Origin of the sequence: Plantibacter sp. MPB07, from assembly GCF_046619465.1 — a bacterium.
GTDB lineage: Bacteria > Actinomycetota > Actinomycetes > Actinomycetales > Microbacteriaceae > Plantibacter > Plantibacter auratus.
In genome coordinates this window covers 3,693,012-3,717,122 of the sequence record NZ_CP177043.1, presented here as the reverse complement: position 1 = coordinate 3,717,122, position 24,111 = coordinate 3,693,012, and the positions used below count along the sequence as shown (strand labels likewise).

General features: G+C 69.4%; 25 protein-coding genes. 9 read left to right on the top strand and 16 right to left on the bottom strand.

The window, feature by feature from the left end; genetic code table 11:
- Positions 1–223: 223 nt before the first annotated feature.
- Complete coding sequence (locus ACLIME_RS17355) at positions 224–2,008, bottom strand: glycoside hydrolase family 15 protein (protein WP_411557723.1); 1,785 nt, start codon at positions 2,006–2,008, stop codon at positions 224–226.
- A gap of 188 nt (positions 2,009–2,196) precedes the next feature.
- Here ACLIME_RS17355 and ACLIME_RS17350 point away from each other — a divergent pair, with 188 nt between their 5' ends.
- Positions 2,197–3,036, top strand: a complete 840-nt coding sequence (locus ACLIME_RS17350; protein ID WP_411557722.1) for an SDR family oxidoreductase — start codon at positions 2,197–2,199, stop codon at positions 3,034–3,036.
- Between the two features lie 75 nt (positions 3,037–3,111).
- On the opposite strand, the gene ACLIME_RS17345 is transcribed toward ACLIME_RS17350, so the two are convergent.
- On the bottom strand, positions 3,112–4,323 hold the full coding sequence (locus ACLIME_RS17345; protein WP_411557721.1) for an FUSC family protein: 1,212 nt from the start codon (positions 4,321–4,323) through the stop codon (positions 3,112–3,114).
- 117 nt (positions 4,324–4,440) lie between these two features.
- Between ACLIME_RS17345 and ACLIME_RS17340 the strand changes: the two genes are divergently transcribed.
- The gene (locus ACLIME_RS17340) at positions 4,441–4,569 is read left to right on the top strand and encodes a hypothetical protein (protein WP_255377977.1); all 129 of its coding nucleotides are present in this window, start codon (positions 4,441–4,443) and stop codon (positions 4,567–4,569) included.
- 92 nt (positions 4,570–4,661) lie between these two features.
- Here the strand turns inward: ACLIME_RS17340 and ACLIME_RS17335 are convergent, their stop codons facing one another.
- Positions 4,662–5,225, bottom strand: coding sequence for a Dps family protein (locus ACLIME_RS17335; RefSeq protein WP_411557720.1), 564 nt, complete (start codon positions 5,223–5,225; stop codon positions 4,662–4,664).
- Positions 5,226–5,403: 178 nt separating this feature from the next.
- Here ACLIME_RS17335 and ACLIME_RS17330 point away from each other — a divergent pair, with 178 nt between their 5' ends.
- From ACLIME_RS17330 to ACLIME_RS17320, 3 genes are all read left to right on the top strand, one after another.
- Positions 5,404–5,724 (top strand): ATP-dependent DNA ligase, encoded by a 321-nt coding sequence (locus ACLIME_RS17330; protein ID WP_079704861.1) that lies wholly within the window; start codon positions 5,404–5,406, stop codon positions 5,722–5,724.
- Positions 5,721–5,987: a hypothetical protein gene (locus tag ACLIME_RS17325; protein WP_079704860.1), complete on the top strand. Its 267-nt coding sequence runs from the start codon at positions 5,721–5,723 to the stop codon at positions 5,985–5,987. The genes ACLIME_RS17330 and ACLIME_RS17325 overlap by 4 nt, the downstream gene beginning before the upstream one ends.
- 204 nt (positions 5,988–6,191) lie before the next feature.
- A complete protein-coding gene (locus ACLIME_RS17320) occupies positions 6,192–6,494 on the top strand; it encodes a hypothetical protein (protein WP_079704859.1) in 303 nt (100 codons plus the stop codon).
- Positions 6,495–6,633: 139 nt separating this feature from the next.
- Here ACLIME_RS17320 and ACLIME_RS17315 read toward each other — a convergent pair whose 3' ends face one another.
- From ACLIME_RS17315 to ACLIME_RS17290, 6 genes are all read right to left on the bottom strand, one after another.
- Positions 6,634–8,946, bottom strand: a complete 2,313-nt coding sequence (locus ACLIME_RS17315) for a glycoside hydrolase family 3 N-terminal domain-containing protein (RefSeq protein WP_411557719.1) — start codon at positions 8,944–8,946, stop codon at positions 6,634–6,636.
- Positions 8,943–9,995 carry an ABC transporter permease gene (locus ACLIME_RS17310; protein WP_411557718.1) on the bottom strand — a complete coding sequence of 351 codons (1,053 nt, stop codon included), beginning with the start codon at positions 9,993–9,995 and terminating at the stop codon, positions 8,943–8,945. The genes ACLIME_RS17315 and ACLIME_RS17310 overlap by 4 nt, the downstream gene beginning before the upstream one ends.
- 1 nt (position 9,996) lies before the next feature.
- The gene (locus ACLIME_RS17305) at positions 9,997–10,980 is read right to left on the bottom strand and encodes an ABC transporter permease (protein ID WP_079704856.1); all 984 of its coding nucleotides are present in this window, start codon (positions 10,978–10,980) and stop codon (positions 9,997–9,999) included.
- On the bottom strand, positions 10,977–11,774 hold the full coding sequence (locus tag ACLIME_RS17300) for an ABC transporter ATP-binding protein (protein WP_056009243.1): 798 nt from the start codon (positions 11,772–11,774) through the stop codon (positions 10,977–10,979). Before ACLIME_RS17300 ends, ACLIME_RS17305 begins: the two co-directional genes overlap by 4 nt.
- The gene (locus ACLIME_RS17295; RefSeq protein ID WP_411557717.1) at positions 11,771–12,643 is read right to left on the bottom strand and encodes an ABC transporter ATP-binding protein; all 873 of its coding nucleotides are present in this window, start codon (positions 12,641–12,643) and stop codon (positions 11,771–11,773) included. The genes ACLIME_RS17300 and ACLIME_RS17295 overlap by 4 nt, the downstream gene beginning before the upstream one ends.
- A gap of 168 nt (positions 12,644–12,811) precedes the next feature.
- Positions 12,812–14,470, bottom strand: coding sequence for an ABC transporter substrate-binding protein (locus ACLIME_RS17290; protein WP_124768494.1), 1,659 nt, complete (start codon positions 14,468–14,470; stop codon positions 12,812–12,814).
- A gap of 132 nt (positions 14,471–14,602) precedes the next feature.
- Between ACLIME_RS17290 and ACLIME_RS17285 the strand changes: the two genes are divergently transcribed.
- From ACLIME_RS17285 to ACLIME_RS17275, 3 genes are all read left to right on the top strand, one after another.
- On the top strand, positions 14,603–15,250 hold the full coding sequence (locus tag ACLIME_RS17285) for a TetR/AcrR family transcriptional regulator (RefSeq protein ID WP_079704852.1): 648 nt from the start codon (positions 14,603–14,605) through the stop codon (positions 15,248–15,250).
- A gap of 111 nt (positions 15,251–15,361) precedes the next feature.
- Positions 15,362–15,793: a hypothetical protein gene (locus ACLIME_RS17280; protein ID WP_079704851.1), complete on the top strand. Its 432-nt coding sequence runs from the start codon at positions 15,362–15,364 to the stop codon at positions 15,791–15,793.
- Between the two features lie 712 nt (positions 15,794–16,505).
- Entirely contained in the window at positions 16,506–17,777 is a 1,272-nt protein-coding gene (locus ACLIME_RS17275; RefSeq protein ID WP_411557716.1) for a DUF222 domain-containing protein, read from the top strand.
- 360 nt (positions 17,778–18,137) lie between these two features.
- Here ACLIME_RS17275 and ACLIME_RS17270 read toward each other — a convergent pair whose 3' ends face one another.
- Together ACLIME_RS17270 and ACLIME_RS17265 are read right to left on the bottom strand one after the other, a co-directional pair.
- Positions 18,138–18,743 carry a maleylpyruvate isomerase family mycothiol-dependent enzyme gene (locus tag ACLIME_RS17270; protein ID WP_411557715.1) on the bottom strand — a complete coding sequence of 202 codons (606 nt, stop codon included), beginning with the start codon at positions 18,741–18,743 and terminating at the stop codon, positions 18,138–18,140.
- Between the two features lie 19 nt (positions 18,744–18,762).
- On the bottom strand, positions 18,763–19,335 hold the full coding sequence (locus tag ACLIME_RS17265) for a YdeI/OmpD-associated family protein (protein WP_124768489.1): 573 nt from the start codon (positions 19,333–19,335) through the stop codon (positions 18,763–18,765).
- 136 nt (positions 19,336–19,471) lie between these two features.
- On the opposite strand from ACLIME_RS17265, the gene ACLIME_RS17260 reads away from it, so the two are divergent.
- Positions 19,472–20,434, top strand: coding sequence for a proline dehydrogenase family protein (locus ACLIME_RS17260; protein WP_411557714.1), 963 nt, complete (start codon positions 19,472–19,474; stop codon positions 20,432–20,434).
- On the opposite strand, the gene ACLIME_RS17255 is transcribed toward ACLIME_RS17260, so the two are convergent.
- The 5 genes from ACLIME_RS17255 to ACLIME_RS17235 form a co-directional block, all read right to left on the bottom strand.
- Positions 20,435–20,974 (bottom strand): flavin reductase family protein, encoded by a 540-nt coding sequence (locus ACLIME_RS17255; RefSeq protein WP_082916284.1) that lies wholly within the window; start codon positions 20,972–20,974, stop codon positions 20,435–20,437.
- Positions 20,975–21,033: 59 nt separating this feature from the next.
- Positions 21,034–21,456 (bottom strand): HIT family protein, encoded by a 423-nt coding sequence (locus tag ACLIME_RS17250; RefSeq protein ID WP_411557713.1) that lies wholly within the window; start codon positions 21,454–21,456, stop codon positions 21,034–21,036.
- A 40-nt stretch (positions 21,457–21,496) separates the two neighbouring features.
- Complete coding sequence (locus ACLIME_RS17245) at positions 21,497–22,003, bottom strand: DUF6328 family protein (RefSeq protein WP_079704846.1); 507 nt, start codon at positions 22,001–22,003, stop codon at positions 21,497–21,499.
- An 89-nt stretch (positions 22,004–22,092) separates the two neighbouring features.
- Positions 22,093–23,430, bottom strand: coding sequence for an APC family permease (locus tag ACLIME_RS17240; protein ID WP_411557712.1), 1,338 nt, complete (start codon positions 23,428–23,430; stop codon positions 22,093–22,095).
- 64 nt (positions 23,431–23,494) lie between these two features.
- Positions 23,495–24,079, bottom strand: a complete 585-nt coding sequence (locus tag ACLIME_RS17235; protein ID WP_411557711.1) for an SRPBCC family protein — start codon at positions 24,077–24,079, stop codon at positions 23,495–23,497.
- Positions 24,080–24,111 lie beyond the last annotated feature (32 nt).

Below are 24,111 nucleotides of genomic sequence, written 5' to 3'. Positions count from 1 at the left end.
GGTGGACCCCCGGGGCTTGCATTCCCGGGGCCGAGAGGTTACTCCGTGCCCTTCGACAAGCTCAGGGACCGGGGGATGCGGCTTCAGGGACCGGGGGATGCCCTTCGACAGGCTCAGGGACCGGGGGATGCGGTTTCAGGGACCGGGAGGGTGCCCTTCGGCAAGCTCAGGGACCGGGGGATGCGGCTTCAGGGACCGGGGGATGCGGCTTCAGGGACCGGGGTCAGCCCTTGTCCGTGAGCTCCGCGATCGTCAGGGCCGCGTTGATCAGCGCCAGGTGGCTGAGCGCCTGCGGCAGGTTGCCCCAGTGCTCCCCCGTGGCCGCGTCGATCATCTCGGCGAGGATCCCCACGTCGTTCGTCATGCCGACGAGTTCCTCCATCGCCGCGATCGCCTCGTCGTGGCGTCCGACGCACGCGAGCGCGGAGGCCCGCCAGAACGCGCACGCCACGAAGGTGTGCTCCTCCTGCTGCACTCCCGAGTAGCGGTACAGGAGCGCACCCTCGCCGAGTTCCGCGGTCAGGGCGTCGATCGTCGATGACATCCGCTCGCCCTGGTCGAACCCACTCATCGCGTGCAGCAGTACCGAGGCGTCGAGGTCGTCGCTGCCGGGGTGCATCACGTACGCCCCGCGCTCCTCGTTCCAGCCGTGCTCCTCGATCCACTCGCGGATGCGCGTCTGCTCGGCACGCCACCGATCGGCACTGCCCGACACCTGGCCGAGCTCGGCGAGGTGCACGGCGTCGCCGAGCGCCTGCCAGCAACCCATCTTCGACGACACGTAGTGCTCCTCCTGGGGCAGCTCCCACATGCCGGCGTCGCGGTTGCGCCACAGGTCGCAGGTGCGGTCGGCGACCTCGGCCAGGAGCCGACCGGTCTCGACGTCGAGCACGTTGCCGGCGTCCACGTAGGTTCGGCAGATCGCGAACAGGTCGCCGTACACGCCGAGCTGCAACTGCCCCTGCGCAGGGTTGCCCGTGACCACCGGTCCGATCCCGCGCCAGCCGGCGACGTCGCGTTCGACGACCCCCTCGGGGACACCGCCCTCGAGTCCGTAGAAGATGTGCAGTTCCGGCCCGTTCTCGCGGATGGTGCGCAGCAGCCACGACACCGCGGCGTGGGTCTCCTCGCGGAGTCCGAAGCGCACGAGCGCATGTGCCGTGTAGGCGAGGTCGCGCACCCAGGCGAAGCGGTAGTCCCAGTTCTTGGCGCCACGCGGGTTCTCGGGGAGCGACGTCGTCGCAGCCGCCGCGATCGCTCCCGTCGGGCTGAAGATGAGGAGCTTCAGGGCGAGTGCGCTGCGCTGCACCTGGTCGCCCCATGGACCGTCGTAGGAGAACGCCCGGGACCAGTCCCGCCAGTTCTTGATGGTCCGGTCGATGCCGACGTCCACGTTGGCGGGCACCGGCAGGTGGATCGGTTCGCCGTGGGTCGCGACGACGATGAGCAGGTGCCTGGAGCCCTCGCTGGTCGTGAAGCGGCCGGACAGCTCCGAGGGCATCGAGCCGTCGACCGCCACCTGCTCCGGCCCATGCTCGTCGCCGACCACAGCGATGGTGGTGGCGCCGGAGCGGATGATCGGGCCACCGGTGCTGTCCTGGATCCACGGCGACGCCGTGCCGAGCGCCGTCCCCGGGCGGACGCGCCATGCGAACTCGACCGTGCCGGACACGCCGTCGATGCGACGGGCCAGCTCCGCCCACGGCAGCCTGCCGGCGATCCCGGTGACGAGTGCATCGGTGATGGTGGCGCGGCCGTGCTCGGTCGTGAACGTCGTCTTCAACACGTTGGTGTCGGCGACGTACCGACGGGTGACCGTGTACTCCCCCTGTGGTTCGAGCTCGATGCAACCGCCGGTGTCGTCGTCGAGGAGTCGCGCGAACACGGGCATCGAGCCGAGATCGGGGATCGGCAGCCAGTCGACCTGGCCACGCAATCCGATGAGGGCGACGGTGCGACCGTCACCGATCGGTGCATAGGAGCGGAGTTCCTCGCCGGGTGCGGTCATGCGCCTCACCCTACGAGGCACACCAGGGAATTCCCGAGGCTGGCGGGCGCCGCACCCGACTGCTAGCGCAGCGTCGCCTCGCCCGGGCCGGACGTCAACCCCTGGAGGCGGATCTTCCCGGTCGGCTTGGCTGGAGGGACCGCATCCACAGCATGCCGACTTCCGAAGCAGCACAGGAGAGGAACACCATGAACCAGCCAGCTCAGCAGCAGCAGCCGCCCGGGACCGAAGGCGAACTCACCCCGCAGGCCGACCACGGCGAGACGAGCTACCGGGGCTCGGGCAAGCTCGAGGGCAAGGTCGCGATCATCACCGGCGGCGACAGCGGCATCGGCAAGGCCGTCGCGATCGCCTACGCCCGTGAGGGTGCCGACGTCGTTGTCAGCTACCTCGACGAGGACGAGGACGCCGCCGACACCGTGCGGTGGGTCGAGGAGGCCGGCCGCACCGCCCTCAGCATCGGCGGCGATCTGACGAGCCCGGAGCACTGTCGCGAGATCGTGCGCGCGACGGTCGAACGGTTCGGCAAGGTCGACATCCTCGTGAGCAACGCCGCCTACCAGATGACGCGCGACAGCCTCGACGAGATCCCCGACGAGGAGTGGGACCACACGCTCGCCACCAACCTGAGCGCGTTCTTCCACCTGAGCAAGGCGGCCGTCCCACACATGGCCCCCGGCTCCTCGATCATCACGTCCAGCTCGGTGCAGGCGGACTCGCCGTCGCCGCAGCTCATGCCCTACGCGATGACCAAGGCGGGTCTCGCGAGCATGACGGCCTCGCTCGCGCAGATGCTCGGCGGCAAGGGCATCCGCGTGAACGCCGTCGCACCGGGCCCGATCTGGACGCCGCTCATCCCGTCGACGATGCCGCCGGAGAAGGTCGAGTCGTTCGGGACGGACACCCCGCTCGGCCGCCCGGGTCAGCCGGCCGAGGTCGCGCCGCCATACGTGCTGCTGGCCTCCGATGAGGGAAGCTACATGTCCGGCGCGGTCATCGCCGTGACGGGCGGCAAGCCGATCCTCTGACGCCGACACCGACCGACGACGGGACGTCCTGCCTTGCGCGGGGCGTCCCGTCGCTCGTGGTCCCGTGCGCGTCACTCACTCCGAGCGGTCGGTCCGCTTCGAACTCTCGACCTCCGCGTAGATGCGCCGGAGGGAGAAGAGCAGGTTCTCCCCTCCGGGGTCGTCGGCGGGATCGGCCGGTGGTTCCTCATCGGAATCCGTCTGGGCTGCCGCCCGGTTCACCGCATCGACGTGTGCGGACCTGACCGCGCTCCGCAAGGCGACGAGCGCCTGGTCCGCGGTCCGGAGCGCCTCGGGAAGCCGTTCGTCGTCGATCGCCGCGTCGACGAGGTCCGCTGCGGCGTCCAGCGCCTCGGCCAGCGTCGACCGCACCTCCGGCCCGAGGCGGACCGGCACCGGGATCCCCCAGAGCGCGGCTCGGAGGGCGTCCCCGATGTCGACGACGGCCGGGGCGATGCGTTCGAGCGCAGCGAGCGCCCCCTCGTCGCCCCGGAAGTCGTGCTTGTTCCATCGCGTCCGCGGGTTCGCCCGTCGGCTCTCGGCCGCGTCCCGGACGAGTCGTCGGGCAGCGTCGATGTCGTGCCGGATGGTGCTCAGCGCGGCGTCCCACGCGGGCGGGTCGTCGGGCGACGGTGTCTCCTCGGCCCGCATCGTGTTCGCCATGCTGCGGAGCGCGTCGACCATCCGCGCCCGGGCCGCAGCGATGCCGGCGGCGGACTCACGCACGAACAGGGGCGGCATGATGAGCAGGTTCACGAGCAGTCCGACGAGCACGCCGAGCGCCATCTGCACCAGATAGCCCGCCGAGAAGTCGTTCGCGTTGGCACCGCCGATGATGATCACGAAGAGCGCGGCGATCGGCACGTAGTCGCGCCCCTGTCCGAGGCCGGGCAGCCCGGCGAGCAGCGTCCCGAGGCCCACCGACAACGCGACGGACACCCAGCCGGGAGCGGGCGAGACGATGAGCGCCCAGGCCAGGCCGATGCCGAGCCCCAGCCCGACGAGGGTCTGGATGCTGGAGCGGACGGAGTCCATGAGCGTCGGGGTGAGGCTGACGAGCGCGCCCAGTGGCGCGTAGTACGAGAACTCTCCGAGCTCACCGGGGAGCAGGCTGCCGAGGAACCAGGCGGCGGTCGCGGCGATCGCCACCTTGAGGGCGAGCATGAGTCGCCACGGGCGGAGCGCCGGCATGACCCAGGATCCGAGTCGTTGCCGTGGGGTCCGGATACTCCCGGTGGGGGTCTGCGCCGCTCCAGGGCGTGCCGCGGTCGGCGGGTCAGTGCTCATCACAGCCGCCATGCTGGTCTCGCCCACCGGGGGCGTCAACCCCCACCCGGTGGTCAGCTGCGCGGCCTACCGTTGGTGACGTCATCTCCGATGGCGACAACCAGGAAGGAAGCGAACATGACGAACGCATCTGCATCATCCTCACGTCCCGACGCGGAGGAGATCCCCGACGGTTCGGGCTCCGACGGTTCCGAGCCGAACGACGGCGAGGACACGGCGTCGGGTGGCGGCGCCGACGACGAGTAGTCGTCGCCGGCCCTTGGTCGTCGACGAACGACCGGGCGGCGCTGCCGACGACGCGTGGTCGTCGGGCGCCGCCCAGGGTCACCGACTGCAGGTCAGCGACTGCGCGTCGCCGTCCGGTTCTCCGCGCTGATCATCCAGGCGAACTGTTCCAGCTGCTGGATGATCGCGTGGAGGATGTCCGCGCTCGTCGGGTCCTCCTCGTCGACCTCGTCGTGGACGCGACGCATCGTCCCGACGGTCGCCTCCAGTCGGACGGTGATGAGGTCGATCGTCTCCGAGGTGTCGATCTCGCCCTGCGGGTACTCCGGCAGGGTCGTGGTCTCGGCGACGACGTCGCTGCGTCCGTCCGGCACGGCGTGCAGGGCGCGCATCCGCTCGGCGACCGTGTCGCTGAATTCGCGCGCGGCGTCGATGATCTCGTCGAGCTGCAGGTGCGTGTCGCGGAAGTTGCGTCCGACGACGTTCCAGTGCGCCTGCTTGCCCTGGATCGACAGCTCGATGAGATCGACGAGGACGGCCTGCATGTTCGCGTCGAGTTCCTTCGACGCGACGAAGCCCTTCTCGGCGTTCTGACGACGGGTCGGCTTCGGCCCGGTCCCTCCGGGAGCCGATCGGGTCGAGCTCGCGGTCTTGCTGGTCTTCTCTGCTGTAGCCATTGGTGGCACCTCCTGCCCGCAGGTTACGCACCTCGGCCGACGGAAGGGGTGCCCTTGACATCGTCGCCGGATGATCGCACGCGCGCCCACGGAATGCGAGCTGACTGTGTTTTCCCGGCCGAGCGTCCTATGGTGAAGCGACACAGCGTGAAGCACGACGAGGAGAGCACGGCCCGACATGGGAAAACTGATCTACGGTTCTGAGGTTTCGATCACCTTCGAGGATCGACTGCTGGCACACCTGCAGTTCGTGATCGGTGCGAAACTCCGCCGCAACGAAGCCTTCTACTTCGGGTGGAAAGACGACCCCCGAGCCGGCGACGGCCGCAGCGTCATCTGGATCCACCCCTCGGTCCCGCTCCGCTTCAAGTACTCCGGCAGCATCCCCATCGACCTCAACCGGGCGTGGATCGACGCACTCAATGTCACCGCGAACTCCGCGCACGGCCTCTCGGTCATCGCGGAACCGGCACCGACCCGAACAGGACAAGTCGCATGACCCGCATGGAGATCGTCTACCAGGGACTGCCGTACTCGATCGCGGTCTCCGACCCGGAGGGGTTCCGGTCGGAGGTCCTCGACAGCATCTCCTCGGGTACGTTCCGTTGGCTGCAGGTGGACCGCGGCGAGGGCCAGCTGGAGCCGATCAACCTGCTCATCGGCCCCGGCATCGGGATCGCCATGGGCACACCCGACGGCGAGTCCCAGGACACCCCGTCGACCCCGCTCATGGAGGGGCTCGACACCAGTCCACTCTCCTGACTCGGCGAGTCGGACGGCGTCGCACTCGTCATCGTCGAACCCGATGCATAGCGCAGTCGGGGTACTGAAGGCAACAGTTTCGAGCGACGTTTTCAGATTTTCTAGACTTGTCCGGCGGACGTTGAAGTGGGCCTCCAGGCTGGCCGCTCGACACCGGCGCATCTCGCCGTGTCGATCCCCGGGGGTCCGGAGAAGGGCAGACACATGGGCGCGATCGTCTACGGAACGGGCGAGAACCGATTCCACCTCGAGGACCGGATGTTGGCTCACGTCAAGACCATCACCCTCATGAAGCTCCGCCGCAACGAGTCGTTCTCGGTGACGTTGCGCGACACCTCGACCGAGCGTGGACGCGTCACCCTGTGGCTCCACCCCTCGATCCCACTGCAGTTCAGCTTCGACTCGGACGAGACGTTCGAGATGGACCGTCCCCTGCTTGAAGACCTCATGCACGGTGCGAACGGCGGCGAGGTCACGGTTCGCCCAGAGGCGAGCGAACTGGCCTGACCCGCCGCCCGGGCGGGTCTCGGATCGTTCACCGTCGAACGAGCCATCGTGACCCGCTGCCCGCGGGAGCTGTACGAGACTGGATGGGACTCGTGCGGCTCCCGCGACGACTCTCCGCGAGCGGAAGGGCCCGGACGCCTCAGGCGCCGACGGTGAACCGGACCGCTCGGAGCGCGGAGGCCCGCGATGAGCCGCCGACGCGCAGTTCGAACTCGCCCTCCTCGACCACCCGTCGCCCGCGAGCATCGACGATCGTGCAGTCGGCGACGGGCAGGGAGATCTCGACCCGCGCCGTCTCCCCCGGCTCGACGGCGACCTGACGGAACGTCTTCAGTTCCTGGTCCGCCCAGCTGACCGAGGTGACGAGGTCGCTCACGTAGACCTGGACGGTCTCGAGGACCGGACGGTTCCCCGTGTTGCGGACCTCGACGACGGCGCGCACGGTGTCGCCGACGTCGTACCGGTCCTGGTCGAGGGTGACGGCACCGTACTCGACGCCCGAGTAGGACAGCCCGTCGCCGAACGCGAACGCGGGCTCCTGGGTGAGGTCGGCGTAGCGGTCACCGTGCTGGCCGCGGATCTGGTTGTAGTAGGTCGGCTGCTGGCCGGCGTGCCGCGCGAAGGAGATGGGCAGGCGACCGGTCGGCTCGATGAGACCGAGCAGGAGTTCCGCGATCGCGCGGCCACCCTGCATGCCGGGGCTCGCCGCCCACACGATCGCGTCGGCGTGCAGCGCGGACGGCGGCAGCACGAGCGGCTTCGAAGCGAGCAGGACCACGACGAGCGGCTTGCCGATGGCCACCAGGGCGTCGAGCAGTGCCACCTGTCCGCCGATGAGCTCGAGCGTCGCGGTGGAGCGGCCCTCCCCCACGAGCTCGATCCGGTCGCCCACGACGGCGACGACCACGTCGGCGTCCTCGGCCAGCGCGACGGCTTCCGCGATGAGCGCCTCGTCGGGTCGCGCGGGCGTGACGACCGGCGGACGCGGCTGACCGTCGGGGAAGGTCGCCCCCGCGGGATCGGGCGAGAGCGTGAGGATGTCGGCTCCGAACGCGGTCGTGACCATGCTCCCGGCGGGTGCGACCGCACGCAGGCCGTCGACCACGGTGGTGATCATCTCGCGCGGCTGGCCGTCGGGCAGCCAACCGGCCTGGCCGGAGTTGCCCGCCCAGTCGCCGAGCTGCATCTGCGCGTCGTCCGCGAGCGGACCCACGACGGCGATGCGCTGCGGCCCGGCCTCCGGCGTCACGATCGCCCTGCCTGCCTCGTCCGCCCGGTATCCGCCGGCGAGCGGCAGCACGCCCTCGTTGCGCAGCAGGACGAGCGAGCGACGCGCGGTCTCGAGGTTGAGTTCGGTGTGCTCCGGCGAGCCGATCACCGCGAGCTGCTCCGCGGCGTCCGGGTGCCGCGGGCGCTCGAACAGGCCGAGCGCGAACTTCAGGGTGAGGATGCGACGGACCGCCCGGTCGAGGTCGGCCTCCTCGAGCAGCCCGCGCTCGAGCGCCTCCAGGGCACCTTCGAAGAAGCCGGGCGTGGTCATCACCATGTCGTTGCCGGCGCGGATCGCGGCAGCCGAGGCGTGCACGTAGTCCGGGCTGACGTGCTGCTCCCACACCATGCGGCCCACGTTGTCCCAGTCGGTGATGAGCGTTCCCTCGTACCCCCACTCACCGCGCAGGACGTCGTTGAGCAGCCACTCGTTGACCGTGATCGGCACCCCGTCGATCGACTGGTAGCCGAGCATGAAGCTGGCGCAGCCCTCGCGGGCGACCCGCTCGAACGGCGGGAGGAACCATGACCGCAGCTTGCGCGGGGAGATGTCGGCCTCGCTCGCGTCGCGCCCGCCCTGCGTCTCGGAGTAGCCGGCGAAGTGCTTGGCCGTCGCGAGGATGGCGGTCGGGTCGGACAGGCCGTCGCCCTGGTAGCCGCGCACCATCGCGGAGGCCAGCTCACCGATGAGGAACGGGTCCTCACCGAAGGTCTCGCCGACACGTCCCCAGCGGAGGTCGCGCGCGATGCAGAGCACCGGCGAGAACGTCCAGTGGACACCCGTCGCAGCGACTTCGACGGCCGTGGCCCTGGCGACCCGTTCGAGCAGCCCCGCGTCCCAGCTCGCGGCCATGGCCAGTTGCGTGGGGAAGATCGTCGCGCCGAGGTGGAAGGAGTGACCGTGGATGCAGTCCTCCCCCACGATCAGCGGGATCCGCAGTCGCGTCCGCCCGACGAGTTCATGGGCGACCGCGAGGCGCTCCGGTGACGCGTGCAGGATCGAGCCGACGTGGGTCTCGAGCACGTGCGCCTCGATGTCGTCGCGGGCGTCCAGCTGCATCATCTGCCCGACCTTCTCGCGGACGGTCATCCGCTCGACGAGGTCGTCGACGCGGGCCGCGATCGGCAGCGCGGGGTCGAGGTAGCGGGCGTCCTCGAGGTGGCGGGCGGTGTCGGTCTTCATCGTTCGGTGGCTCCAGCGCGTTCGGTGTGGGTCGTGTCGGTGATCGTGGACGGGCCGGTCGTCTCGGCGCGGACGGCGGTGACGCTCGCCCCGGGCTTGATGCCGCGCTTGCGGAGGGCCCTGGCGCGTTCACCCGCCGAGCGGAGTCTCGGGTTCACGTACTCGTCGATCCCGAAGTTGATGAGCGACAGCGCGACGCCGAGCAGGGCGATGCAGACACCGGCCGGCACATACCACCACCAGAAGTCGGGGAACGCGCCGTTCTGCTGCGCCCAGAACAGGATGGTGCCCCAGTTGAGGTTCGTGATGGGGATGACGCCGATGAACGCGAGCGTGGTGAGCCCGAGCACCGCAGCGGTGACCGTGCCGACGAAGCTCGAGGCGATGATGGCGGTGAGGTTCGGCAGCATCTCGACGGTGATGATCCGGAAGAGGGATTCCCCGTTCGCCTTCGCCGCCTGGATGAAGTCGCGGTTCCGCAGCGACATCGTCTGCGCGCGGAGCACCCGGCCGCCCCACGCCCACCCGGTGAGCGCCAGGACACCGGCGATGAGGAACAGGCTCGGGTTGTCGTACTGGGACGCCACGATGATCATGAGCGGGAGCCCCGGGATGACGAGGAAAACGTTCGTCAGCGCGGACAGCGACTCGCTCGTGAACCCCGAGACGTACCCGGCGGTGACCCCGATGGCGACGGCGATGATCGTCGCGAAGATGCCGGCCAGGAAGCCGACGAGGAGCACGCCCCTGGTGCCGTAGATCAGCTGGCTCAGGACGTCCTCACCCATGTGCGTCGTGCCGAGCAGGTGCGCGGCCGACGGAGCCTGGCGCAGCGCGGTGAAGTCCTTCTCGAGCGGGCCGTAGGGCGCGATGAGGTCGCCGAAGACCGCGACGAGGACGAAGAACCCGAGGATGCAGAGCCCCGCGATCGACTTGCCGTTCCGGAACATCGCGAACGACGACGCGAAGCGGGCGGCGACCGAGCGGCCCGTCGGCGTCGGCTTGGGCGCCTCGGCGGTGGCGAGGGCCTCGGTGGTGGGGATGGTCATGTCAGGACTCCATCTGGCGGGTGCGGGGGTCGAGCACCGCGTAGGCGACGTCGGCCAGGATGTTCGCGACGAGGACGGTGAGCGTGATGACGAGGAAGAGTCCCTGCATGAGCGGGTAGTCCTTCGCCGTCGTGGCGTCGAGCAGCAGCTTGCCGACGCCCGGGTAGGAGAAGACCATCTCCATGACGATCGTGCCGCCGACGATGAAGCCGAGCGACAGGGCGAAGCTCGACAGCTGCGGCAGCATCGCGTTGCGTGCGGCGTAGTCCACGAGCACCCGCCGGGTCGGCAGCCCCTTCGCCTGGGCGACGGTCACGTAGTCCTCGTCGAGGACGGTGACCATCATGTTGCGCATGCCGAGGATCCAGCCGCCGAGCGAGGCGAGCACGATCGTCGCCGCCGGGAGGAAGCCGTGCGCGATCACCTGCCCGAAGAAGTCGAGCGAGAACTCGGGCCTCGACCCCTTGCCGTAGGCGTGGGAGGCGGGGAACCAGCCGAGCAGGGTGGAGAACACCGCGATCGCGATGAGGCCCATCCAGAAGTACGGCACCGTCGAGAAGAAGGTGGACAGCGGGACGATGAAGTCCGCCTTGCTGCCGCGTCGCCATCCGATGAGGGCGCCGATGGACGTCCCGAGGACGAACGACAGGATCGTCGCGATCCCGACGAGACCAACGGTCCACGGGAGGGCGGCGGCGATCACGTCGGTGACGGGCGCGAGGCCCTTCGAGAAGGACCGTCCGAGGTCGCCCGAGAAGAGGAGCCGCCAGTAGTCGAGGTACTGCTCGAGCATCGACTTGTCGGCATCGAGTCCGAACAGGGTGCGCAGTGAGTCCGCTGCCTCCGGGCTGATGCGGCCCTGGTTCTTGGCGATGTACGCCGAGACGGGGTCGCCCTTGAGCATCCGTGGCAGGAAGAAGTTGATCGTGATCGCGGCCCACGCGGTGAACGCGTAGAAGGCGGCGCGACGGAGGAAGAAGGTCATGCGATGGTCTCCGTTCCCGCGAAGTGGCGGTCGGGGTCGGGCGACGCGTTGCGGAGGGCGAGCGTGTAGGGGTGCTGCGGGCGGAGGATCACGTCGTCGGCCGGGCCTCGCTCGACCACCTCGCCGTGGTGCAGGACCATGATCTCGTCGCTGAAGTGCCGCGCGGTCGCGAGGTCGTGCGTGATGTAGAGCACGCCGAGTTGCGACTCGCGCTGCAGCTCGGCCAGGAGGTTGAGGACGCCCAGCCGGATGGAGACGTCGAGCATTGAGACCGGCTCGTCGGCGATGAGGAGGGACGGACGCGACGCGAGTGCGCGGGCGATGGCGACCCGCTGGCGCTGACCGCCGGACAGTTCGTGGGGCCGGCGGTCGATCGTGCCGGCCGGGTCGAGCTGCACGCGCTCGAGGAGGCGGTGCACCTCGTCCTCGACCTCGGCCTCGGGGACGACGTGGTCGAGGCGCAGCGGTCGCTCCAGGTGGTGGCGGATCGTGTGCGACGGGTTCAGCGAGGCGAACGGGTCCTGGAAGACCATCCGGACCTGCTGGCGGTAGCGGCGGAGTGCACGACCACGACGCGGGATCGCCTTGCCGTCGAGCAGGATGTCGCCGCTCGTCGCCCGTTCCAACTGGGTGAGGATCTTCGCGATGGTCGACTTGCCACTGCCGGACTGACCGACGAGGGCGAGCGTCTGGCCGGACCGCAGGGTGAAACTGACGTCGTCGAGCGCGAGCATGTGACCGGAGCCACGGACCCGGTAGCGCTTCGAGACGTGCGAGAACTCGAGGGTGGTCATGCGGTCACTCCTGCCTGGGTGGCCGACGTGGCGCCACCGGTCCCACGGACGAAGTCGCCGCGCTCGCCGGTGAGGCTCGGGAAGGACGCGAGCAGCTTCCGCGTGTACGGGTCCTTCGCCTGTCGGTAGATGCGTTCCGCCGTGTCGATCTCGACGAGCCGGCCGGCACGCATGACGGCGATGCGGTCGGAGATCTCGAGGAGCAGCGGGAGGTCGTGGGTGATGAAGATGACCGAGAAGCCGAACTCGGTGCGGAGCTCGGAGATCTGTTGGAGGATCTCGCGCTGCACGAGCACGTCGAGCGCGGTGGTCGGCTCGTCCATGATCATCAACTGCGGCTTCAGGGCGAGCGCCATCGCGATCATGACCCGCTGACGCATGCCGCCGGAGAGCTCGTGGGGGTAGGACTTCAGGCGGTCGCGGCCGACCCCGACGATGTCGAGCAGCTTGCCCGCCTCCTCACGGCGTTCGGCGCGTGACAGGCCTCGGCGGTGCGTGGTGAAGACGTCGTCGAGCTGCCGCCCGATCGAGGTGACCGGGTTGAGGGCGTTCATCGCTCCCTGGAACACCATGGAGGCCTTGTCCCAGCGGAACGCGCGCATCTCCTCCTCGCCGAGCCGGCCGAGGTCGATGTCCTCGCCGGACTCGTCGTGGAAGACGGCGGTCCCGCCCGTGATGACCGCCGGTGGTTTGAGGAGCCGTTGCAGGCCGTAGGCGAGGGTGGTCTTCCCACAGCCGGACTCGCCGGCCAGGCCGAGGATCTCGCCGCGGCGGAGGGTGAGCGAGACGTCGCGCACGGCTTCGACGGGTGGTTCCACGTCGTAGGTGACGCTGAAGGAGGACACCGTCAGCAGGTCGTCGTTGGTCACTGCATGAGTCCGTTCTGTGCTGATGAAGAGCGGCGCCGGACCGTCAGCAGGTCGTCGTTGGTCACTGCATGAGTCCGTTCTGTGCTGATCGCGGTGCATGCCGTTGCGCATGCGGGAGGTGACGGGCGGGGCGGATGAGCGCCCCGCCCGTCGGCGTGGAGCCCGTGCCTACTTCGCGGCCTTGAGCTGAGTGAGGATGTAGACCGCGGTCGGCTGCGTCGGGTCGGCGGGCGCGTAGGGGTCGTCCTCGCTCGGCCATCCGGTGTAGTTCCGCGTGTTGTACGAACCGATGAACGGGCGCGTGCCGATCGGCATGGCCGGGACGTCGGAGACGAACAGCTTCTGCACCGTCTCGAGGGCGGCTGCGCGCGTCGCGTCGTCGGTCGCGTTGGCGTAGGCGGCGAGCGCCGCGGTGGCCTCCGGGCTGTCGTACCGCCCGAAGTTGAAGTCGGCCGCCTCACCCTCGGCGACGAGCCAGCGGCCGTCCATGATGTCGGAGTACAGGTCGTACGGCGTCGCGCCGGTGTCCGTCCAGTGCAGGATGGCCTGGAAGTCGCCGTCCGACTTCGCCGCCCACCAGGTGTCCTGGTCGGGGGTGTCGACCGTGGCGGTGACGCCCAGCGTCTTGACCGAGTCGGCGATGAGGCTGATGCCGGTCACGTAGTCGTTCCAGCCCTGCGGCACCGACAGCGTGAAGGTCACGGCCTCGCCGGACGGGTCGGTGAGGACGTCGTCCTCCCAGGTGTAGCCGGCGTCGGTCAGGACCTGCTTCGCGGCCTTCGCGTCGACGGTGTAGTCCTCGCCCTCGAACTCGGAGGCGATGAACGCGTCGCCCGCCGGGGTCGGGAGGCCGGTCACCGAGCTGAGCTCGGGGACGCCGCCCTCACGGGCGATCTGCTGGTGCTGCTCGCGGTCGATGACGAGGTTCACCGCCTGGCGGAACGCGGGGTCGTTGAACGGCTTCGTCTGCGTGTTCACGAACATCGCGTCGACGGCGAGACCGGCGGCCGCCCAGTAGACGTTGTGCTCCTTGTCCTTGTCGAGGTACGCGGACTGCACGTTCGGGATGAAGGCCTGCGCCCAGTCGGCGTCGCCGTTGGCGAGGGCGGTGGTGAGGGCCGTGTTGTCGTTGTACGACACGTAGTAGAGCGTCGGCACGGCAGGCTGCTCACCCCAGTAGTCGTCGCGGGCGGAGAGCTCGACGCTCTCGGTACTGAAGCTCGTCAGCGTGTACGGACCGGTGCCGACGGGCTCCGGGTTCTCGAAGGTGGCGGGGTCGTCGACGGACTCCCACACGTGCTTCGGGACGATCTGCTTGAGGAGCACTTTGTCCTGCTTCACGAACATCGGGTTCGTGAACGACAGGGTGACGGTGTCGCCTTCGGTCGCCACCGTGGTGAGGCCGAGGGCCGAGTTGTCGAGTTCGGGGTGGTCGATGAACTGCTGGAAGGTGAACGCGATGTCGTCGGCGCTGAACGCCTCCCCGTCGTTCCAGGTGACACCGTCGCGGGCGGTCAGGGCGACGGAGGTGTAGTCGTCGGACCAGGCGATCTCGGACGCGAGCCAGGGCTTCACCTCCGCGCTCGGGTCGACGAGGTTGACGATCGCGAGCGGCTCCAGGATCGCGTTGATGTAGCCGAGCTTCATGGCGGACGAGTCGCCGACGTAGGGGTTGTTGGACTCGGTGGCGATCGAGCCGTCGGGCTTCGCGATCGTCAGCGCGGCACCGCTCTCCGGGCCGTCGCTCGACCCGCCGCCACCGGTGCATCCGGTGAGCAGCAGGGCTGTGGCCGCGAACGCGGCCAGCAGTGGGGTTCTCAGCTTCATCGCTTTCTCCTCTTGGGTGTGCGCTGCGGCAGTGCGGCGCAAGTCGGGATTCGGTGATAACTTACTGACCATTCAGTAAGTTGGCAAGCGCGGTAGTGTCGGGCGCATCGAGGCCCCCGCGGAACGGACACCATGAGCACGGTGAAACGACAGAACACGGCGAAACGACCAGCCCAGCCACGCCCGGCGACTGTGGCGAGACGAGCCGAGGTCGTCCGCTCCGCGCTCGACGTCTTCGGCGCCAAGGGGTACGCGAACGGCACCCTCATCGACATCGCCGAGCTCGTCGACATGACGCCGGCGGGCATCCTGCACCACTTCGGATCGAAGGACCAGCTCCTCCTCGAGGTGCTCAGCTACCGCGACGCGACGGACGTCCAGGACCTCGACGACCAGCACATCCCCGGCGGTATCGACCTGTTCAAGCACCTGATCCGCACCGCAGCCGCGAACGCGCAGCGCGCCGGGATCGTGCAGGCGTTCGTCGTCCTGTCGGCGGAGTCGGTGACCGAGGACCACCCGGCCAGGCACTACTTCGACGACCGCTACCGGACCCTCCGACGCGAGATCGCGGAGGCGTTCGAGGTGGTGTGCGCCGAGCGGGGCGTGGATGCGCCCGAGACGATCCACCGTGCGGCGGCGTCCATCCTGGCGGTCATGGACGGCCTGCAGGTGCAGTGGCTCATCGACCCTGCGGACGTCGACCTCGCCGAGACGAGCGAGTACGCGATCCGGGTCATCGTCGAGTCGGTGCTCGGGCCGGGCGCGCTGGACGGCTGAGTCGCCCGAATCGGTCGGTTTTCGGGCTGATTTCGAGCGCTTTTGGGCGACTCACTGCGCTGAGGGCTACCGTGAGAGGCGGAGCACTGCCCCGAACGGAAGGACGCCGACATGGCCGAGAAGCAGTCGAGCACGAAGAGCGGATTCAGCGCCGAGGAACGCGCGGCGATGAAGGAGCGCGCCAAGGAGCTGAAGGCGGCAGCGAGTCGCGAGGAGGCCCTGCAGGCCGTCGTCGACGCGATCGCCGACATGGAGGACGCCGACCGCGCGATCGCCGAGCCGCTGCATGAGCTGATCATGGGCGGCGACTCCGGCCTCGCGGCCAAGACCTGGTACGGCATGCCCGCCTACGTCGGTGCCGACGGCAAGGCGGTCGTGTTCTTCCAAGCGGCGGCGAAGTTCAAGGCACGCTACGCGACCATCGGGTTCAACGACTCCGCGAAGCTCGACGACGGTGACCTGTGGCCGACCGCGTTCGGTGTCACCGCGTGGAACGACGCCGTCGCGAAGCGCATCGCGGACCTGCTCGCCCGGGCCGTCTGACCCCGCTCGGTCGCTTGTCGAGTGCCCTCGTCCGGTCGCTGAGCCTGCAGAAGGGCACACGGACCCGCCAATCGGGCACCCTTCCCCCGGTCCCGGAGCCCGTCGAAGGGCTCACGGACACCCTCACGAATCCGGCGCGCCTCCTCCGGCCCCTGAGCCTGTCGAAGGGCCCACGAGGAAACCTCGCCAATCCGGCGGCCCCCTTCCGGTCCCTGAGCCTGTCGAAGGGAGCACGATGGACCTTCTGCTCCGGTGATCTTCTCCCGGTCCCTGAGCCTGTCGAAGGGCCCACGAGGGACCTCCTGCTCCGCTGATCTTCTCCCGGTCCCTGAGCCTGCCGAGGGGCACACGGGGAACCCCACGAGTCCGGCGCCCTTCCCCCGGTCCCTGACCCTGTCGAAGGGCACACGAGGAAACCTCGCTAATCCGGCGGCCCCCTTCCGGCCCCTGAGTCTGTCCAAGGGCCCACGAGGGACCTCCTGCTCCGGTGATCTTCTCCCGGTCCCTGAGCCTGTCGAAGGGCCCACGAGGAAACCTCGCCAATCCGGCGGACCCCTTCCGGTCCCTGAGCCTATCGAAGGGCACACGAGGGGGCCTCCTGCTCCGGTGATCTTCTCACGGTCCCTGAGCTTGTCGAAGGGCACACGAGGATGTTCCACAACCAACTCGACTCGGCATCTGGAATGTCAGTGGCCCATGGTGGACTGGTTCCATGACCGAGACCACCCGCACCGCGACCCGCGTCGGCGACGAGTACGCCGCGCGGCTCGAGGAGTTCTCGGACCAGTGGGCCGAGCTCCACCGGCAACAGGCCGTCCTGGACGCACGGAAGGCGCGCCTCCTGGCCCGCTCTGCCGCCTATGCCGACGCCTTCGCGGACGCCACGGTCCCGGCGATCTTTCCGCCGGCTGAGCGTCGGGAGTTGTCCCGTCGGTCAACGTGTGCGGCCCTCGCGATGGCGACCCGGATGCCGGAGCGGACGGTCCAGCTTGCGACGAACGACGCCGAACGTCTGGTGAATGACGCACCGGCTGTGCTGGCGTCGCTGGAGGCCGGCCGGATCTCGGCGCGGCATGCGCAGGTGATCACCGACCAGCTCTGCGACGTCCCGGCTGCCGGGCGGGCGGCGTTCCTCGACAAGGTCCTCGTCGTCGCCGAGCGCACCACGGCCGCTGGGCTCCGCACGAGCGCCCGCGTGCTGCGGGAGCGTCTCCACCCCGAGTCGATCACCGCCCGAGCGGTCCGCTCCGAAGCGGACCGTCGGGTCGAGTTCGAACCGGCAGCGGACGGCATGGCGTGGGTGCACCTGTTCACCACGGCACCGATCGCGCAGGGCATCGCCGAGCGGGTCGAAGCCGCCGCGGCCGAGTCGCGCGCTGCGGGCGACACGCGCACGTGCGCCCAACTGCAGGCCGACGCCCTGGCAGCCCTCGCGCTCACCGGCGTTACCCCGGACGACGTGATGACGAGCCCGGTGCTCCCGCACCCGATCGAGGTGCAGGAGCACATCAAGCCAACCGTCCAGATCACCGTCCCCGCGCTCACCGTGGCCGGCGTCTCCGACGCACCCGGCATGCTCGACGGCTACGGTCCGATCGACCCGGAGACCGCGGCTCGCATCGCGGTGAACGCCCCCAGCTTCACCCGGATCCTCGTCCAACCGGAAACGGGTACGGTCCTGTCCGTCGGCCGCAATCAGTACCGGGTTCCGGCTGACCTCCAGCGCGCGGTGCGCCTCCGAGACGGCACCTGTCGCGCACCGGGCTGCGGCAGGCGCGCCAGGGCCTGCGACCTCGATCATTCGGTCGCGTGGGAGGACGGCGGGACGACGGATGTCGGTAACCTCGCGTGTCTCTGTCGACATCATCACCGGATGAAGCATCTCCCCGGATGGAACCTCGACCACGGACCCGGCGGGGTCCTCGACTGGACGACACCCGACGGCAAACACCACCGCACCGAACCCGATCCTGCACCGTTCTGAGCCTGTCGAGGTGTCGGAGGGTTCCTCGTGGGCACTTCGACAGGCTCAGTGAGCGGGAGAGGTGTGCCCGGAACGATGAGGCATCCTCGTGGGCACTTCGACAGGCTCAGTGACCGGAAGAGGTGTGCCCGGAACGATGAGCCGTCCTCGTGGGCACTCCGACAAGCTCAGTGAGCGGGAGAGGTGCGCCTGAACCATTTCCGTCCCTGAGCCTGTCGAAGGGCAGCCGAGCCGCGCAACCTCGGTCAACGGAAGAGGTTCACCCGGATGAACCCGGTCCCTGAGCCTGTCGAAGGGCAGCCGAGCCCAGGCACGTCGGTCAACGGGGAAGGTGCACGCGGGAGACTTCCAGCTTCATCCTCACCTACCGGGCAACGCCAGCCCGGTCGGTCGCCCTGACACCGCGAGCAAGAGGTCGAGCGCCGATCCCCGGACCTCGTCGCCTTCGCCCCAGCTCGTCCCGGCGTCCTCGGCGACGAGCCAAACCCCCTGGGCACGTTCCTTGCCGCCGCCCATCGAGACGCCGGTCCGGAGCTGGTACTCCAACGCCTCCAGGACCGCCGCTGTCGGGTAGTCCGCGCGGATGCCGAGCGGCCGACGGACGTCCTCACCGTGCACGATGGCCTCGACGAGCCTGGTCGCGAGGTTCGCCGGCGGGGTGCGCGTCAGCTCGGTGGCGTCCGCCAGGGCGCGGAGCGTCTCCTGCGGATCGTTCCTCCGCTCCCGCTCGACCCCGCGTGCGTTGTCGAGGTCGAAATCGAACCGCGCGGCGATGAGTCGTCGGGCGAATCCCACCCGCGTCGTCTTCGCCGAATCGACGAGATGGGCGACGACGTCATGCACATCCCATCCGGTGCAGAGCGACGGCCTCCCCCACTGATCGTCGCTCAGCACCGACAGGTCCGCGACGAGCCGCCGACGCTCCTCGTGGACGACCGGCCACACGGTCTCCGGTGACACCCTCATCCGCGCCGGTCCCCCATCATCAGCGGTAGTGCTGCTCGCCCCGAGCGGCCTTCTCGACCACGTCCGCGATGCGCGCTGCTCTGATCGCGGGCGTCTTGATGTTGCTCAGGCGGAAGAAGACGCGGAAACGGTCGGTGCGACCGAGGGTCGCGAAGTAGGCCGCCGCCTCGGGGTTCGCTTCGAGCGCCGCCTGCAGATCATCCGGTGCGACGGCGTCCTTCTGCCGGTACGCCACGTCCCACCGCCCGTCGGCCTTGGCGCGTTCGATCTCCGCGAGCCCACCGGGACGCATCCGCCCCTCCTCGATGAGGCGGGCGACGTGCTCCCGGTTGATCTGCGACCACGGGCTGCTCTTCCGCCGCGGGGTGAACGCCTGCAGCGTGTAGTCGTCGTCGAACCGTTTGCTCTGTCCGTCGATCCATCCGTAGCAGAGGGCGACGTCCAGTGCCTCCGACCAGGTGATCCCCGACGCCTTCGAGGTCTTCTTCCGCAGCTTCAACCGCACGCCCGCGTCGCTCGGCGCGCCAGCGAGGTAGGCCTCCCACTCATCGAGCGTGAGGTCCAGGATCGGTTTCTCCTCGAAGCTCGCCACGTGAGCGAGCGTAGCGCGCACGGGCGACGCAGCCCAGACCTCGGTGCAGCCCAGACCTCGGTGCAGCCCAGACCCCGGTGCAGCCCAGACCCCGGTGCCGACCGGACCGCCACCCACGACTGGATAGGGTCGAAGCATGCTGATGAACGACGAGACGCTGTCGCGCGCCGCCGACACCCTGCGAGCCTGGGCCCTCGACGAGGACCTCAAAGCGCGAGTCCTCGCTCACCCTGAAGCCGCCGCCGTCGCCAAGCGGGCCGCCCTGCGATACATCGCCGGCGAGGACGCGGCGTCAGCCTTGCGACTGCTCGAAGCGAACGCCGGTCGTGGGCACCGCTGGAGCATCGAGCTCGTCGGCGAGTCCGTCCGCGACGCACGTGTCGCCGACGAGCAGACCGCGGAGTTCATCGACCTCGCCCGCCGGATCAGAGAATCCGACCAGACCGCGACCATCTCGCTCGACCTCTCCCACATCGGTTCCGTCGTCTCGCCCGAGCTCGGCCTGCGCAACGGCCTGGCGCTCGCACAGGCGGCACGGGACGCCGGCACCTCGCTCATGATCTCCGCCGAGGGTTCCGACCGCACGGACCTGGTGCTTTCGATCTTCGAGCAGATCGCCGACGCCTTCCCGGAGACCGGCATCACCCTGCAGGCGAGACTGCACCGCACCACCGCGGACCTCGACCGCGTGCTGGATCGGCCCGGGCCGATCCGCGTCGTGAAGGGAGCGTTCCTCGAATCGACCGAGGTCGCCTACCCCCGCGACTCCGCACCGATGACCGCGGCCTACATCAGCATGGTCACGCGACTCGTCGGGTCGGGCCACCGGGTCAACGTCGCCACCCACGACGCGAACCTCGTCGCCGCTCTCGAGGGCGCGCTCGGCGACGACCTCCGTCAGCCGCACGTGGAGTTCGAGATGCTCCAGGGACTCGGCACCGAGCTGCTCGACGACCTCCGCCGCCGCGGGTTCGCGACGCGCGAGTACCTCGTCTACGGACCCGAGTGGTGGCTCTACGTCCTCAACCGGATCGCCGAGCACCCCGAGCGGGTCATCGAGGCGATCGCCGACATCGGCCCGATCGCGCTCCTCGCCTGATCAGCCGAGCGGGTCGGACTCCAGGCGGTGGAAGTTGCGGTTCTGGTAGACGAGCGCCGGCGCGTCCGTGCCGGGCGGGATGACCTCCAGAACCTCGGCGATGACGAGCATCGAGCTGCCGGCCGGGACCGTCTGCACGATCCGGCAGCGCAGCGCCGCGCGGGCACTCGGCAGATAGGGCTCGCCGGTCGCGAGTCGCTCCCAGTGCTGTTCCGGGGTGAAGCGCGGCTCCCCCGTCTTCGCGAACGCCTTGGCGACCTCCAGGTGGTGGTCGGCCAGGAGATGGACGACGACCGTTCCCGCGCTGAGCAGTCCGCCCGCGGACCCCGTGGCCCGCGTGACCGAGAAGGACAGCATCGGCGGGTCGACGGCCACCGACGCGACCGATGACGCCGTCAGCCCGACGTCTCCCCGATCGGTCGAGGCACTGATCAGCGCGACGCCCGCCGGGTGGTCACGGAACGCCGTCTTGAACCCGTCGACGGTCGCGGCGCGGGCGAGGGCATCGGGATCAGCGGACGGCGTGGTGGGAATGGTCATGCTTCAACCGTAGAACCTCAATCGGTCTTGAGGTCAACTCAAGGAGCAGCGATCTCCGGCTACTCGAACATCTCCGCGAGGAGCTCGTGCGGGTCGCCGTCGACCCGGTGCTTCGAGCGACCCTCGGGCCAGAACGTGACCCCGTCATCGTCCCAGCACGGCACGACGTGGAGATGCAGGTGGGGGACGCTCTGCCCTGCATCGGCACCGGACGCACTCAGCACGACGACGCCGGTCGCGCCGAGCGCCGCCTGCATCGCGCGTCCCACCCGCTGAGCGAGGGCGGTCGTCGCCTGCAGGGCTCGCGGATCGGCGTCGAGCGGGCCGACGCTGTGCGCCCGCGGCACCACCAGGGTGTGGCCGGGCGCGAGCTCCGACTCGGGCAACGGCCGGAAGGCGACCGCTTCGTCCTCGCGTTCCACCCAGGTGACGTCGTCGGGCTCGTCACGCAGGATGCGGCAGAAGGTGCAGGTTTCGGGCATCGTCCCATTCTCGGGGCTCACCGCGGGCGCGTCGATCACCTCAGGACACGCGGTCGCGCGCACCCCGGATCAGGCGCGGGCCGACGATCCACACCAGCCCGATGACGACGACCACGACCCCACCCGCCCACAAGCCGACCGCAGGCGACACGACGAAGTCGAAGACGAACAGGACGATCCCCGCGAACAGCAGCGACGCCGCCCCGAGACACACCATGAGGATGCTGCTGGACAGCCGCACCAGCTGTGGCTTCGCCAGCTGCCGGAACACCAACCGGTGCATGATCACCGGGGCGAGCGCGAGGAGCGTGACCGTCACGGCCAGGACCACGAGGACGAGGTACAGCACATGGTCGAATCCACTGAGCTCGGTGAACCGCGGCTGGAACGGCAGCGTCAGCAGGAAGCCCGCGAGGATCTGCGTGCCCGTCTGCAACACGCGGAACTCCTGCAGCAGCTCCGACCAGTTGCGGTCGGAACGCTCGTTCAGCGTCTCGTCTCGCCCGTCCCCGGGCAGCGAATCGGCTGTGTCACGCACGGCGGCCATGCGCCCACCCCGTCACCGACACGCCCCGTCCCAATCGCTGCATGGAGGGATGGTACCGCCGTCCTCCCGAGCCGCCCAAGCCCCGGCGCTCATCGGGTGGCGTCCGACGCCTTCCGACCGCGCACGACCCGGGTGAGGATGTAGAGGACCACACCGACGGCGACGATGATCCCGCCACGCAGCCACACCTCACCGCTCTGCTGGGTGAGGAGGACGAGGCACGACAGCACCGCGAGGACGGGGAGCACGGTCCACGCTCGGAAGTGCGTGTGCTCGACACGCTCACGACGGAGGACGAGCACGGCGATGTTCGTGCTGAGGAAGACGATGAGGAGGAGCAGCACGACGGTCTCGGCGAGCGTCGCGATGCTCCCGGTCGCGGTGAGGACCATGGCGACACCGGTGGTGACGACGATCGCGACCCACGGCGTGCCCCGCTTGGGCAGCACCTTCGTGAACGCACTCGGCAGGAGCCCCTGCGAGCCCATGCCGTAGGCGAGGCGACTCGACATGATCATGGTGAGCAGGGCACCGTTCGCGACGGCGATGAGCGCGATCGCGCTGAAGAGCCATGCGGGGATCGGGACGCCGGTCGCCTGGATGACGGTCAGCAACGGACCGGTCGACTCCCCCAGCTCGTCGGCGGGCACGGCGACCGACGCCGCGGTCCCGACGAGCACGTAGAGGACCCCGGCGGTGGCGAGGGCGCCGAAGAGCGCCTTCGGGTACACGCGGGAGGGCTCGCGAACCTCCTCGATGACGTTCGCGCTCGTCTCGAAACCGACGAAGGAGTAGTAGGCGAGGAGCGCGGCACCGAACACGGCGATGACGGGGCTGCCACCCTCCACGAACTGCGTCGCCCGCCCGAGGTCGCCGTTGCCGCCGCCCAGCATGATCCCGACGGCCACCACGACGAGCACGAGGCCGGTGGTCTCGATCATCGTCATGACGAGGTTCGTCCGCACCGACTCCTTGATGCCGCGCGCGTTGATCAGCGCGATGACGAGGAGGAAGACGACGGCACCGAGCACCGGGGGCACGTCGATGAAGGTGCCCAGGTAATCGCCGGCGAAGGCGAGCGCGAGCCCGGAGGCGCTGACGACACCCGCCGCGAGCATGCAGTAGCCGACCAGGAAGGAGATCACCGGCTTGCGGTAGGCGCGCTCCGCGAAGACGGCCGAACCGCCGGCCTTGGGGTACTTCGTGACGAGCTCGGCGTACGACGCCGCGGTGAGGAGGGCGAGGAGCAGCGCCACGATCATCGGCACCCAGGTGACGCCACCGACCTCCCCGGCGATCTGGCCGATGAGCGCGTAGATGCCGGCCCCCAGCACGTCGCCGAGGATGAAGAGGTAGAGCATCTTGCCGGAGATGTCCCGCTTCAGTCCGGTCGGGGATTCCTTGGTCGCATGCTCAGAGGTGCTCATCCTGACACGCTAGGCGAGGACGCGAGGAGGGCCTCCGACCCTTGATTCCGAGGCGCCGGATGCGCTACCGGCCGCGGAACACCCGCGCGAGCAGCACCAGTGGGGCGGCGACGACGAGCACCGAGACCGCCTTCGCGAAGACGGAACGCTTCGGGAACTCCGCCGGCGTGCGGTCGTCCGGCGTCGGTTCGGCCGCCTCGACCAGGTGGATCCCGCCCGCGCCACCCTCCGCGAGGTGGGCCAGTCGGCGGAGCGTCTCGACGTTGCGGATGTGCAGACCGATGTCGAGGAGCCAGACCGGGATCAGCGCGCCCGGACCGGTGACGGCCTGCTCGTGCAGGTGGACGACGCAACCACGCTCGTGCGGTTCGACCTCGACGGCGACGCGCGCCTCACCGATCGGCCAGCCCTTCGGCTGGATCACGAACCGGTGCGGCGGGTCCCACTGCAACACGGTCGTCTCGTCGTCGAGCACCATCGGCCAGATCCCGAAGGAGTGGTGCAGCTTGCCGCCGACGTGCGGCCAGCGGTCGCCCACCTCGCGCATGCGGGAGGCGCCGACCACCCAGCCGGGGAAGAGCCAGCCGTCGGCGAAGACCGCGAAGACGCGGTCGGGCGGGCAGTCGAGGATCCGGGAGGTGTGGGACACGGTGGTCGTCCTTTCGCTGGGCGGTGGTTGGA